Consider the following 14357-nt stretch of genomic DNA (forward strand, 5'->3'; position numbering starts at 1 on the left):
TTTTTAAGTTTTAAGTTTAAATTCAGTTCTGCATCAATACTCGATTCCGATACCTTGACGGTTAGTAGTCTCTTTGCATATCTGCGATCTTTTGCTGTAACTTTTTCATTTGCTCTTCCTGAAGCACCTTTTTGTATTCGATCGGTACTATCTGGATGAATTGATCCACATAATGATTCCAGTCGTCGAGCATGGTGCGGGCTAACTTAGAACCTGTGTACAGATAATGTTGGCGTACCAGTTCGTGCAATTCTTTCCGGTAACTGGCTTCCTCGATGAGCGAAAGCTCTACCATTTCCATGTTGCAGAAGTAGTCGAAGTTACCGTCTTTGTTCCATACATAAGCTACACCGCCACTCATACCGGCAGCGAAGTTACGTCCTGTCTTTCCCAGAATCACGACACGTCCTCCGGTCATATATTCGCAACAGTGATCGCCTACACCTTCCACAACCGCAGTAGCACCGGAGTTACGTACAGCGAAACGTTCGCCTACACAACCGTTGATGTAAACTTCCCCGCTGGTAGCTCCATAAAGCAAGGTATTGCCCGCAATTGTATTGTTCTCAGCGTCGAAGTTGCTACGGATCGGAGGCAATACAGCGATACGTCCGCCACTCAACCCTTTTCCTAAATAGTCATTCGCTTCTCCTTCCAGTTTGAAATTCACCCCCGGTACGAGGAAAGCGCCGAAAGACTGTCCGGCAGACCCTTTGAACTTTATATTTAAGGTGTGTTCCGGCAATCCCTTCTCACCATATTTCTTGGCAATCACTCCGGATAACATAGCACCTATGGCACGATCCGTGTTCGCGATCGTATATTCCAGCGAAACCTCTTTTTCGTGTTCGATGGCATCCTGAGCAGCATCTATAATTGTCACATCCTTCACACTGGAGATACCATGATCCTGATCGATCACGTGGCGGATAGCTGCACTATTGTCTATGCGAGCCAACAGTCTGGTGAAGTCTACCAATTCATGTTTCGGATTCGGATCATTGCCTGTTTTACGTTCAATCAAATCCGTACGTCCGATGATGTCGTTCATTTGCGTGAATCCCATTTCAGCCAGATGTTCGCGTACTTCCTGAGCCAGGTAAGTGAAGAAGTTCACCAAGTATTCGCTATGTCCGTGGAAACGTTTGCGTAACTCTTCGTTCTGTGTGGCAACACCTACCGGACAAGTATTCTGGTGACATTTACGCATCATCACACAACCCAATACGATCAGGGCGGAAGTTGCGAAGCCAAACTCTTCAGCTCCTATAAGCGCCATCAAAATAATGTCTCGTCCCGTTTTAAGCTGGCCGTCCGCTTGCAGAACAACTTGTCCACGAAGCCCGTTCAATACCAGTGTTTGTTGCGTTTCGCTCAGACCGATTTCAGGAGAGATACCTGCGTAACGGATCGAAGAGGCAGGCGAAGCACCTGTACCACCTTCAGCACCGGAGATTACAATTAAGTCGGCTTTCGCTTTAGCAACACCGGCTGCAATCGTTCCCACACCGCTTTCGGCAACTAGCTTCACGCTGATCTTAGCTTTCGGATTCACGTTTTTCAAATCGAAGATAAGTTGTGCCAAATCCTCAATTGAATAAATATCGTGATGGGGCGGGGGAGAGATCAACGAAATTCCCGGAATGGAGTGACGCGTCTTAGCGATTACGTCGTTCACCTTGAATCCCGGAAGCTGTCCGCCTTCACCCGGTTTAGCTCCCTGAGCTACTTTTATTTGAATTTCATCCGCGTTCACCAAGTATTCGGCAGTAACTCCAAAACGACCGGAAGCAACCTGCTTGATAGCACTACGCAACGATGTTCCGTCCGGTAGAGGTTCGAAACGAGAAGCATCTTCACCACCTTCACCCGTATTGCTACGTCCGTGAATGCGGTTCATGGCAATAGCCATTGCCTCATGTGCTTCTTTACTGATGGAACCGTATGACATGGCACCGGTCACAAAACGACGAAGAATGTTCTCTACCGGTTCTACTTGGTCGATGCTAATCGGATTCCGTCGGAAACTGAGGAAATCACGCAGGAAGATCGGTTTCTCTTTCTCGTCCACCAGATGCGTGTATTCTTTAAACTTCTTGTAGCTTCCCAAGCGAGTAGCCAATTGAAGTGTACTGATTGTTTCCGGATTCCAAGCATGCTCTTCTCCATCTTTGCGGTAAGCGTACAATCCGTTATGATGAAGCATTCCGCCTACTTCTTCCGCGAATCCTTCATCGTGGAAAGTGATGGCATCCCTGGCAATCTCTTCCAGACGGATACCGCTAATCGGTGAACCGATACCTCCGAAGTAAGCTTTGCTCAACTCTTCGCTTAAACCGACCGCTTCGAATATCTTCGCTCCGCGGTATGAACGGATTGTTGAGATACCCATCTTGCTCATAATCTTGAACAGACCTTTGCAGATGGATTTGATATAGTTTTTCTCAGCTGTTGCATAGTCCAGCTGGATCTCTTTCTCTTTCACTAGTTTGTCGAGGATGGCGAAGGCATATACGGATTCAGGGCACTTGCTCCAAAGCCCAAGAGCAGGGCAGCGTGCATCACCTCGCGAATCTCACCGCTTTCTACAACCAGTGCAGTCTGTACACGTTTCCCAACCGAAATCAAGTGATGGTGAACTGCACTCACAGCCAATAGGGATGGAATGGCAGCATGTGTAGCATCCACTTCGCGATCCGTCAGTACAATGTAGTTTACGCCCTCGGTCACAGAATCTTCCGCCATTTTGCATAGCTTGATTATTGCTTCTTGCAGACCGGCTTTACCCTTGGATACTTCAAACAACATCGGTAGCTTCACCGTTTTAAAACCCTTGTAGCGGATGTTGCACAGAATATCCAATTGCGTATTACTCAAAATCGGATGATTCAACCGTACCATCTTACAATGGCTCTCGTTGGGTGTCAGGATATTCATTCCCACCGCGCCGATGTACTCAGTCAGCGACATAACCAACTCTTCACGAAGCGGGTCGATCGGCGGATTGGTAACCTGCGCAAACTGTTGACGGAAATAGTTGTATAATAATTGAGGCTTATCCGAAAGTACTGCCAACGGTGTATCGTTACCCATCGAGTTGATCGGTTCGGCACCCGTACTTGCCATCGGCGTAATCAGACGCTCGACATCTTCCTTCGAGTAACCAAATGTACGAAGCATCCGGTCATAATTAGGCACTTCGTGCGAAACTTTGCGGCCGCTCTTCAACTCGTCCAACTCAATTCGGTTGGTCGATAACCACGTACGGTATGATTTGGCCTCTGCCAATTGTTTCTTCAGTTCGCCATCGTAGTATATTTCCCCTTTTTCCGTATCGATCAATAAAATCTTTCCCGGTTGCAGGCGTCCTTTCTCTTTGATGTCCCCCGGTTCGAAGTCCATTACACCTACTTCGGAGGCTACCACCATCATATCTTTCTTGGTAATCAAGTAGCGTGCGGGACGCAGACCGTTACGGTCGAGCATACCACCAGCATACCGTCCGTCGCTGAACAACAACGCAGCCGGACCGTCCCAAGGTTCCATTAAGATCGAATGATATTCATAAAATGCTTTCAAGTCTTCGCTGATCGGATTCTTCTCGTTGAACGATTCCGGTACCAGCATAGCCATGGCATGCGGTAGGCTCAATCCCGACATAACCAAGAATTCCAATACATTATCCAGCGAAGCACTGTCACTCATATTCGGTTGTATGATCGGGCGAACTTCTTTTATGTTTCCCAGTACAGGCGACGAGAGCACACTTTCGCGAGCTTCCATCCAACCGCGGTTACCCCGGATCGTATTTATTTCACCGTTGTGCGCCAGCAAGCGGAAAGGCTGAGCCAATCCCCAAGTTGGGAACGTGTTGGTACTAAAGCGCGAGTGAACCAAGGCCAGGCCGCTGGTGAAGTAATTGTTCGTCAGGTCCGGGAAGTAGTTGCGCAATTGCAACGATGAAAGCATACCTTTATATATAATACTCTTTGTCGACAAAGAAACAATGTAGAAATCATTCTTTGTAGCGATGGATGAGAGTCTTACTTTATTTTCAATTTTCTTTCGGATCAGGTATAGTTTGCGATCGGCAGTTTCCGTTTCGGTAAATCCGGTAATGAATACCTGTTTGATGTCCGGTTCATTCGAGAGAGCTGCCTCTCCCAATATTTCGGGGCATGTCGGTACATTACGCAGATGCATCAACGTAAGTCCTTCTTTTTCAATCTCTTCAATTATAATGCTCAAGATTGCTGCCTTATCCTTTGCATTTTTAGGCAGAAAGAACAGTCCGGTACCGTATCTTCCTTTTTCAGGAACCGGTATACCTTGTAATAAAATGAATTCATGCGGAATCTGTAACATGATTCCGGCACCATCTCCCGTCTTGTTATCTGCGCCTTCCGCACCGCGGTGGCGCATGTTTTCCAATACCTTTAAAGCCGACTCCACGATATCGTGAGACTTCTCGCCGTGAATGTTGACTAACATACCAACACCGCAGGCATCATGTTCGTATGCTGCATCATATAACCCCTCTTGCAGGGGCTGTCGTTGTTGGCCAGGATTTTCTTTTGTTTTGTTGTTAAAAAGTTCTTGTTTCTTCATTCTTGTAGCCTTAATGATTGGTAATACCTATTTGATGTGTCAAAATGTTCGGCAAATTTAATAATTTAATTTCAAAATGATAGTAAATTAAAGCTTTTGTGTTTTATGAAATAAAAACTAGAACCTTAAAACTGATAAACTGTAAGCGAATGCGCTATTTTTAGTTTTGATTCGTAATTTAGTAGCACTTTATTTTTATTTGATCGTAACTGATTTCTTTTTGAGACTAAAATAATATATTATTTAACTATATGATATCTTTGCAACTTTATTGTGTGTTTCTGTCAAATAAATATTGAAAATATAATCTTTATGTTATTTGGAATATGTATCTTTGCACCGAAATAAAAATATCATAATATGTGTGGAATCGTAGGCTATATTGGTCAAAGAAAAGCCTATCCCATCCTTATTAAAGGACTGAAGCGACTAGAGTATCGTGGATATGACAGTGCTGGGGTAGCATTAATCAGTGATAACCAACAATTAAATGTGTATAAAGCGAAAGGTAAAGTTACAGAGCTTGAAGATTTCGTTACACAAAAAGATATTTCCGGTACGATCGGTATTGCCCACACTCGTTGGGCGACCCACGGAGAGCCTTGTACGGCAAATGCCCATCCCCACTTTTCCTCCTCAGAGAAACTTGCTCTTATCCACAATGGAATTATCGAGAATTACGCTGTTCTCAAAGAAAAACTTCAAGCTAAAGGCTATATTTTCAAAAGCAATACAGATACGGAAGTACTTGTTCAACTTATCGAATACATTCAAGAAACCAATCATGTCTCTTTACTCGCCGCTGTCCAATTGGCTTTGGGCGAAGTGGTCGGAGCTACGCCATTGCTGTACTCGACAAAGAACATCCCGATGAGATTATTGCCGCCCGTAAAAGTAGCCCGTTGGTAGTCGGTGTAGGGCAGGACGAATTCTTCCTAGCTTCGGATGCCACGCCAATCGTGGAATATACCGATAAAGTAGTTTATCTGAAAGATGAAGAGATTGCTGTCATTCACCGCGGGAAAGACCTTAAGGTAGTCAACCTGAGCAACGTGGAGATGACTGCGGAAATAAAGAAAGTAGAATTGAACCTCGGACAGTTGGAGAAGGGCGGTTATCCCCACTTCATGTTGAAAGAGATCTTTGAGCAGCCCGATTGCATTCGCGACTGTATGCGTGGTCGAATCAACATCGAAGCCGACAATGTGGTTCTTTCAGCCGTAATAGACAACAAAGACCGACTGTTGCAAGCCAAGCGATTCATCATTGTGGCTTGCGGAACCTCGTGGCATGCCGGCCTGATCGGCAAACATCTGATCGAGAGTTTCTGCCGCATACCGGTAGAAGTAGAATACGCTTCCGAATTTCGTTATCGGGATCCGGTGATTGATGAACATGATGTTGTCATCGCTATCTCGCAGAGTGGTGAGACAGCCGATACACTGGCCGCTGTCGAATTGGCAAAAAGCCGGGGAGCGTTCATTTATGGAATTTGCAATGCCATCGGTTCGTCCATTCCCCGTGCCACAGATACCGGTTCCTACATTCACGTAGGTCCTGAGATCGGTGTAGCATCCACCAAAGCGTTTACCGGACAAGTCACCGTACTTGCCATGCTGGCGCTGACACTGGCTAAAGAGAAAGGAACAATCGACAAAGCCCACTACTTGGATATCGTACAAGAACTGAGTCACATTCCCGATAAGATGAAAGGCTCCTGGAGTTGAACGATCGGATAGCTGAGCTATCTAAAATATTCACTTACGCTCATAACTTCATCTACCTGGGACGCGGATATAGTTATCCCGTAGCTCTGGAAGGTGCCTTGAAACTGAAAGAAATTTCGTATATTCACGCCGAAGGTTATCCGGCTGCGGAAATGAAGCACGGACCTATCGCTCTGATCGATGCTGAGATGCCCGTAGTTGTCATTGCTACCCAGAACGGATTGTATGAGAAAGTGCTGAGTAACATTCAGGAAATAAAGGCCCGTAAAGGTAAAGTGATCGCTTTGTTGACAAAGGGAGATACGATAATCAGTAAGATAGCCGATTACAGCATCGAGCTACCCGAAACATTGGAATGTCTTGATCCGTTGATAACGACGGTTCCTCTCCAGTTATTGGCCTATCACATTGCCGTATGCAAAGGCATGGATGTAGATCAGCCTCGAAATTTGGCGAAGTCCGTTACGGTAGAGTAGAGGAGGGATGGCCTTTGTTGTGGAATAGAATTATATATAGAATAACAATAATTAAAAGTAATCCGGTTTCCTCTCCTTAAGGGAGGACCGGGGAGAGACTTATGGAACAACTGAAACATGAATGCGGCGTTGCCATGATACGCTTGTTGAAACCCTTGGAGTATTATGAGAAGAAGTACGGCACTTGGATGTACGGACTAAATAAGCTCTATTTGCTGATGGAAAAGCAGCATAACCGGGGACAGGAAGGAGCCGGGTTGGCATGTGTCAAACTAGAGTCCAGTCCGGGTGAAGAATATATGTTTCGTGAACGTGCGATGGGGTCCGGAGCCATCACCGAGATTTTTGAAACGGTACAAGCCAATTTTAAAGACCTACCTCCGGAACAATTGCACGACTCAGAATATGCCAAGCGCGTCTTGCCATTTGCCGGAGAAGTATATATGGGACACCTCCGTTACTCCACAACCGGGAAATCAGGAATCTCCTACGTACACCCCTTTCTCCGAAGAAACAACTGGCGTGCCAAGAACCTTGCGCTGTGCGGCAACTTCAATATGACTAACGTCGATGAGATCTTCGCCCGCATCACCGCCATCGGACAACATCCCCGCAAGTACGCTGACACCTACATCATGCTCGAACAAGTGGGACACCGCCTCGACCGGGAAGTTGAACGCCTGTTCAACCAAGCCGAAGCTGATGGCCTTACCGGTATGGAAGTCACTCACTACATCGAAGAACATATCGAACTGGCAAACGTACTTCGTACCTCCAGCCGAGAGTGGGATGGGGGATATGTAATCTGCGGACTTACCGGTAGCGGAGAGACTTTTGCCATACGCGATCCTTGGGGTATTCGTTCGGCATTCTGGTATCAGGACGACGAAATAGCCGTATTGGCATCCGAACGTCCTGTTATTCAAACCGCCCTGAACGTACCTGCCGAAGAAATCAAAGAACTTCTTCCGGGGCAAGCCCTCCTGATCAGTAAAGAAGGTAAATTACGTACTTCCCAGATCAATAAAGCTCAAGAAAAAAGAGCCTGTTCCTTCGAACGCATCTACTTCTCCCGAGGTAGTGATGTCGACATCTATAAAGAACGCAAGCTTCTGGGCGAAAAACTCGTACCCAACATTCTGAAAGCCATTAATGATGATATCGATCATACCGTATTCTCCTTTATACCGAACACTGCCGAAGTCGCTTTTTATGGCATGCTGCAAGGATTCGACGACTATCTGAACGAGGAAAAAGTACAGCAGATAGCCGGATTGGGACATAGTCCGAATATGGAAGAATTGGAAACTATACTTTCCCGACGGATACGTAGCGAGAAAGTAGCGATCAAAGATATTAAACTCCGTACCTTCATAGCCGAGGGCAACAGCCGAAATGACTTGGCAGCCCACGTGTACGACGTAACCTACGGTAGCCTTGTTCCCGGAGTCGACAACCTTGTCGTGATCGACGACAGCATTGTGCGCGGAACGACGTTGCGACAAAGTATCATCGGTATACTCGACCGGCTCGGTCCTAAGAAGATCGTAATTGTCTCCTCCTCGCCGCAAGTTCGTTATCCCGATTATTACGGAATCGACATGGCCCGGATGAGCGAGTTCATTGCTTTCAAAGCCGCTATCGAACTACTGAAAGAACGTGAAATGCGCGACATCATCGCCTCCGCCTACCGGAAATCAAAAGATCAGGTAGGGTTGCCCAAAGAACAGATGGTAAACTACGTGAAAGAAATCTACGCTCCGTTTACCGACGAAGAGATCTCCGCCAAGATGGTCGAACTACTCACTCCGCAAGGCACAAAAGCTAAAGTCGAGATCGTTTATCAACCTCTGCAAGGGTTACACGAAGCGTGCCCCAAACACATGGGCGACTGGTACTTTAGCGGTGACTATCCGACCCCTGGCGGTGTGAAGATGCTCAACAAAGCATTTATAAACTATATCGAACAAATGTATCAATTCTAACAACCATACAACGATTCAGCAATAAAGAATGAGAAATGTAACTTTAATCCTCGACGACGGGAGCCGCTTCAGCGGAAAGTCGTTTGGTTACGAGAAGCCGGTGGTGGGCGAAGTAGTATTCAATACCGCCATGACAGGATATCCGGAGAGTCTGACCGACCTTCGTATGCCGGCCAGTTGATGACATTGACCTATCCGTTGGTAGGAAATTATGGTGTACCTCCTTTCACCATCGAGTCGAATGGATTGTCCACCTTTATGGAAAGTGAGAAAATCCATGCCGAAGCGATTATCGTAAGCGACTACTCCTGTGAGTATAGTCACTGGAATGCGGTAGAGAGCCTGGCCGATTGGTTGAAGCGTGAGCAAGTGCCCGGTATCACAGGCATCGATACACGCGAGCTGACCAAAGTACTTCGCGAGCACGGAGTTATGACCGGTCGCATTGTGTTCGACGATGAATCCGGTTCCGATGGTTTGCCGGCTGACAGTTATGAGTCGATAAACTACGTCGATCGCGTATCCTGCAAAGAAGTTATCTCCTACCTGCCCGATGGTACTTCCCGTACTTTCCCGGTCGATACTCCTTTCGCCGATATCAACACGCAATTGGCAGCTGCCAATTCTCAATTGAAAAAAGTAGTTCTGGTAGATTGCGGTGTGAAGACCAATATCATCCGTTGTTTGCTGAAGCGTAATGTAGAAGTGATCCGCGTCCCCTGGAACTATGACTATAATGGTTTGCAGTTCGACGGACTCTTCATTTCCAATGGCCCGGGCGATCCGGACACATGTGATGCCGCTGTGCAGAACATCCGTAAAGCCATGACAAACGAGCAACTTCCCATCTTCGGTATTTGCATGGGTAATCAACTTCTGTCCAAAGCCGGAGGAGCCAAAATCTATAAGCTGAAGTACGGACACCGCAGTCACAATCAGCCGGTGCGTATGGTAGGTACCGAACGTTGTTTCATCACCTCCCAGAATCACGGCTATGCAGTCGATAACCAAACACTGGGAGCCGATTGGGAACCGCTTTTCATCAATATGAACGATGGCTCCAACGAAGGAATCAAGCATAAAACCAATCCTTGGTTCTCCGCTCAGTTCCATCCCGAAGCGGCAAGCGGGCCGACAGATACGGAATTCCTGTTCGACGAATTTGTGAGAAGCCTTTCATCCTCCCTTTCGCAGGGCAAAGGAGCGTAAGGAAACTCCCGGCAGATCTTTTAATTATGATGAATATTAACCATAACAAAACTAACTTCCCGAACCCTTTCCAAAGAAGAGGGCGTGATGAGGCCAAATATATGAAAGTATTATTGTTGGGTTCCGGTGCCCTGAAAATCGGTGAGCAGGTGAGTTCGACTATTCCGGTTCACAAGCGCTCAAAGCGCTCAAAGAAGAAGGAATAGACACCGTTCTTATCAACCCGAATATTGCTACGGTACAAACATCCGAAGGAGTAGCAGACCAGATCTACTTCCTTCCCGTCACCCCGTACTTTGTCGAGAAAGTAATCCAGAAAGAGAAGCCGGACGGCATCATGCTCGCTTTCGGCGGACAAACCGCACTGAACTGTGGAGTTGCTCTCTATAAAGAAGGAATACTCGAAAAATATAATGTGAAAGTTCTCGGAACCCCCGTACAAGCCATCATGGATACCGAGGACCGCGAGCTTTTCGTGCATAAACTGGATGAGATCGATGTTAAGACCATCCAGAGCGAAGCAGTCGAGAATGTAGTCGATGCCCGTCGTGCAGCCAAAGAACTCGGCTACCCTGTCATTGTCCGTGCCGCTTACGCATTGGGCGGACTAGGTTCCGGTTTCTGCGATAACGAAGAACAACTCAATGTACTTGTTGAAAAAGCGTTCTCCTTCTCACCGCAAGTGTTGGTCGAGAAGTCACTACGCGGTTGGAAAGAAGTAGAGTATGAGGTTGTGCGCGACCGCTTCGACAACTGTATCACCGTTTGTAATATGGAAAACTTCGATCCGCTCGGCATTCACACCGGCGAGTCCATCGTTATAGCACCCTCCCAAACGCTGACCAATAGTGAATACCATAAACTTCGCGAACTGGCCATCCGTATCATCCGGCACATCGGCATAGTGGGCGAGTGTAACGTGCAATACGCTTTCGATCCCGAATCGGAGGACTACCGCGTCATCGAAGTAAACGCCCGCCTTTCCCGTTCTTCCGCTTTGGCCTCCAAAGCAACCGGTTATCCGTTGGCTTTCGTTGCCGCTAAGTTGGGACTCGGTTACGGACTCTTCGATCTGAAGAACTCGGTAACGAAAACCACTTCCGCATTCTTCGAACCCGCACTCGACTATGTTGTTTGTAAAATCCCTCGTTGGGACTTAGGCAAATTCCACGGTGTGGACAAAGAACTCGGTTCCTCGATGAAGTCGGTAGGCGAAGTTATGGCTATCGGCCGCACCTTCGAAGAAGCCATTCAGAAAGGGCTCCGCATGATCGGACAAGGTATGCACGGATTTGTAGAAAACAAAGAACTTGTCATACCCGATATCGATAAAGCTTTGCGCGAGCCGACCGACAAACGTATTTTTGTCATTTCTAAAGCTTTCCGTGCAGGCTATACCATCGATCAGGTACATCAGCTTACCAAGATCGACAAATGGTTCCTCCAGAAACTGATGAATATCATGCACACCTCCGAAGAACTTCGGAAGCTGCGTCTGGACGACGGTAAACTCGTAGTTAGAGATGTCAACGACACTACGCTGATTCCTGCCGATCTGCTGAAGACAGCCAAAGTGCAAGGCTTCTCCGATTTTCAGGTCACCCGTGCCGTAGGTTTTGAAGGCGATATGGAAGACGGAATCTTGTTGGTTCGTAAGCTTCGTAAGAGTCTGGGCATTGTTCCGGTCGTTAAACAGATCGATACTCTGGCTGCCGAATATCCGGCACAGACCAACTACCTTTACCTCACCTATGGCGGAGTAGCGAATGATGTGCACTACCTGGGCGATCATAAATCCATTGTCGTACTCGGTTCCGGAGCCTATCGCATCGGTTCATCTGTAGAGTTCGACTGGTGTGGTGTGCAAGCACTGGAGACTATCCGCAAAGAAGGCTGGCGTAGCGTGATGATCAACTACAATCCCGAGACTGTATCTACGGATTATGATATGTGCGATCGTCTCTACTTCGACGAATTGACCTTCGAACGTGTGATGGATATCCTCGAACTAGAGAACCCCCACGGAGTGATTGTCTCCACCGGCGGACAGATACCGAACAATCTCGCGCTGCGTCTTGACGCTCAAGAAGTCAACATATTGGGCACAACGGCTAAGAGCATCGACAATGCCGAAGACCGTGAAAAGTTCTCCGCCATGCTCGACCGTATCGGTGTCGATCAACCACGCTGGCGCGAACTTACCTCCATGGAAGATATCAATGAGTTCGTTGACGAAGTAGGCTTCCCCGTACTTGTACGTCCTTCTTATGTACTTTCCGGAGCCGCCATGAATGTCTGCTCCAATCAGGAAGAACTCGAACGCTTCTTGCAACTGGCTGCCAACATCTCGAAGAAACATCCTGTAGTAGTTAGCCAGTTCATCGAACATGCCAAAGAGGTCGAAATGGACGCTGTAGCGCAGAACGGTGAAATCGTAGCTTACGCCATCAGTGAGCATATCGAATTTGCCGGTGTACACTCCGGAGACGCCACCATTCAGTTCCCTCCGCAGAAACTCTATGTTGAAACCGTTCGACGTATCAAGCGCATCAGTCGTGAGATAGCCAAAGAGCTTAATATCTCCGGACCGTTCAACATCCAGTATCTGGCTCGCGAAAACGACATCAAGGTAATCGAATGTAACCTTCGTGCCAGCCGTTCCTTCCCGTTTGTCAGCAAGGTGTTGAAGATCAACTTTATCGAACTGGCAACGAAGGTCATGCTTGGCCTGCCTGTAGAGAAACCCAGCAAGAATCTTTTCGAACTCGACTATGTCGGTATCAAAGCTTCTCAGTTCTCATTCAATCGTTTGCAGAAAGCCGACCCTGTGCTCGGAGTCGATATGGCTTCCACGGGCGAAGTTGGTTGCATCGGTATGGACACCTCTTGTGCCGTGCTGAAGGCCATGTTATCCGTAGGCTATCGCATTCCGAAGAAGAACATCCTTCTCTCTACCGGAACTATGAAGCAGAAGGCCGATATGATGGACGCTGCTCGCATGCTGGTCGACAAAGGCTATAAACTCTTCGCTACCGGCGGAACACATAAGGCACTTGCCGAGAACAATATTGAGAGTACACACGTATTCTGGCCTAGCGAAGAAGGTCATCCGCAGGCGTTGGATATGTTGCGAGATAAAGAAATCGATATGGTAGTCAACATTCCTAAGAACCTGACTGCCGGTGAGCTCGACAACGGTTATAAAATCCGCCGTGCTGCCATCGATTTGAATACGCCGCTTATTACCAATGCCCGTCTGGCTAGTGCGTTTATCAATGCTTTCTGCACCATGTCCATCGACGATATAGGCATCAAAAGCTGGTCCGAATACAAATAAGAAAATACACACAACACTTATCCAAAAGGCTGCTTTCGTGCAAACGGGGGTAGCCTTTTTACATACAATGAACCAAGTCATATCCATCTATCAATTATAATCACCAAATCCAAATGTACCTTTTTTAAAATCGAAATCTACATAAATACATACTAGAATAATAGAATCCCCACAATTCGAACCGTTACGGGAATTTTGATTAATCTCTGAAATAACTCGAATCAAATTAGCCCCGCTTAATCTGTGATAGATAAGGCGGGGTTTGACGTATTTTCATAGTCGTTTTTTACGGTCAATAATTGTTTTACCATTTTAATCTTTATTTTTGCGGGCACATTTTAATGTTTTGTGTAGGGATTGTTTAATTACTTGGTTAAACAATTGTCCCACCCCGCTTGCGATAAGTAGGGCGGGATTTATTTTATAGCTACTTCCAATTTGTGGGCAATGTATCGTAACCCTCCATCAACGTACAGTTAGCGAACGTATACTTACGCATAGATGGCGTAACTAAACGTATCAATTTCTCATATATAGGTCCTGCGTTCAGACGTCCAGTAATAAGTGTACATCCGTTAAATGTAAAAGCAAGTTCTCCCCCTTCATACCATTTTTATGCATTTAGTTTTGTACACCACTACCGCGCAGTGTAAATGCATATATAATTTTGCGAGATTCAAGCAAAACTTAATTTGTTGTGTATGAAATACCTTGAATGTCAATTAGTTGTATTTGTTGGCTGATGTTGATCAAATATGCTATGCAAAACACTAAAGGGTCTGTTTTCTGTCAGAAATGTGCAAAAATAGGGGTTTTATGTGTATGTTAAGCCCCTCAAAACGCTCATTTCAGATGTTAAAAATGTCCACCCATTGATTTTTCAAACTAATTTCAGGGAGAAAAAGGCCCCAAAATAAAAGCAGCTCACATGTCCGTTTCAAGACTGTGTGAGCCGCTTTTTTGGTCTCAATCAGCAGGTTAATTACCTCTTCAAAAATTAACCCTAAATAAACTC

1 protein-coding gene and 4 pseudogenes are annotated in these 14357 nt (G+C 46.5%); 4 read left to right on the forward strand and 1 reads right to left on the reverse strand.

Annotated features, from left to right (window positions below; translation table 11 throughout):
* Nucleotides 1-61: 61 nt before the first annotated feature.
* Nucleotides 62-4608, reverse strand: a pseudogene (gene gltB, locus JCM10512_RS17700) (glutamate synthase large subunit).
* A gap of 360 nt (nucleotides 4609-4968) precedes the next feature.
* Here gltB and glmS point away from each other — a divergent pair.
* From glmS to carB, 4 genes and pseudogenes are all read left to right on the forward strand, one after another.
* Nucleotides 4969-6811: pseudogene (gene glmS / locus JCM10512_RS17705) on the forward strand (glutamine--fructose-6-phosphate transaminase (isomerizing)).
* 101 nt (nucleotides 6812-6912) lie between these two features.
* Nucleotides 6913-8796 (forward strand): amidophosphoribosyltransferase, encoded by a 1884-nt coding sequence (locus JCM10512_RS17710; RefSeq protein WP_044165026.1) that lies wholly within the window; start codon nucleotides 6913-6915, stop codon nucleotides 8794-8796.
* Nucleotides 8797-8824: 28 nt separating this feature from the next.
* A pseudogene (carA, locus tag JCM10512_RS17715) lies at nucleotides 8825-10005 on the forward strand (glutamine-hydrolyzing carbamoyl-phosphate synthase small subunit).
* Between the two features lie 101 nt (nucleotides 10006-10106).
* Nucleotides 10107-13342, forward strand: a pseudogene (gene carB, locus JCM10512_RS17720) (carbamoyl-phosphate synthase (glutamine-hydrolyzing) large subunit).
* Nucleotides 13343-14357: the final 1015 nt, after the last annotated feature.

The organism is Bacteroides reticulotermitis JCM 10512, assembly GCF_000517545.1.
Lineage (GTDB): Bacteria > Bacteroidota > Bacteroidia > Bacteroidales > Bacteroidaceae > Bacteroides > Bacteroides reticulotermitis.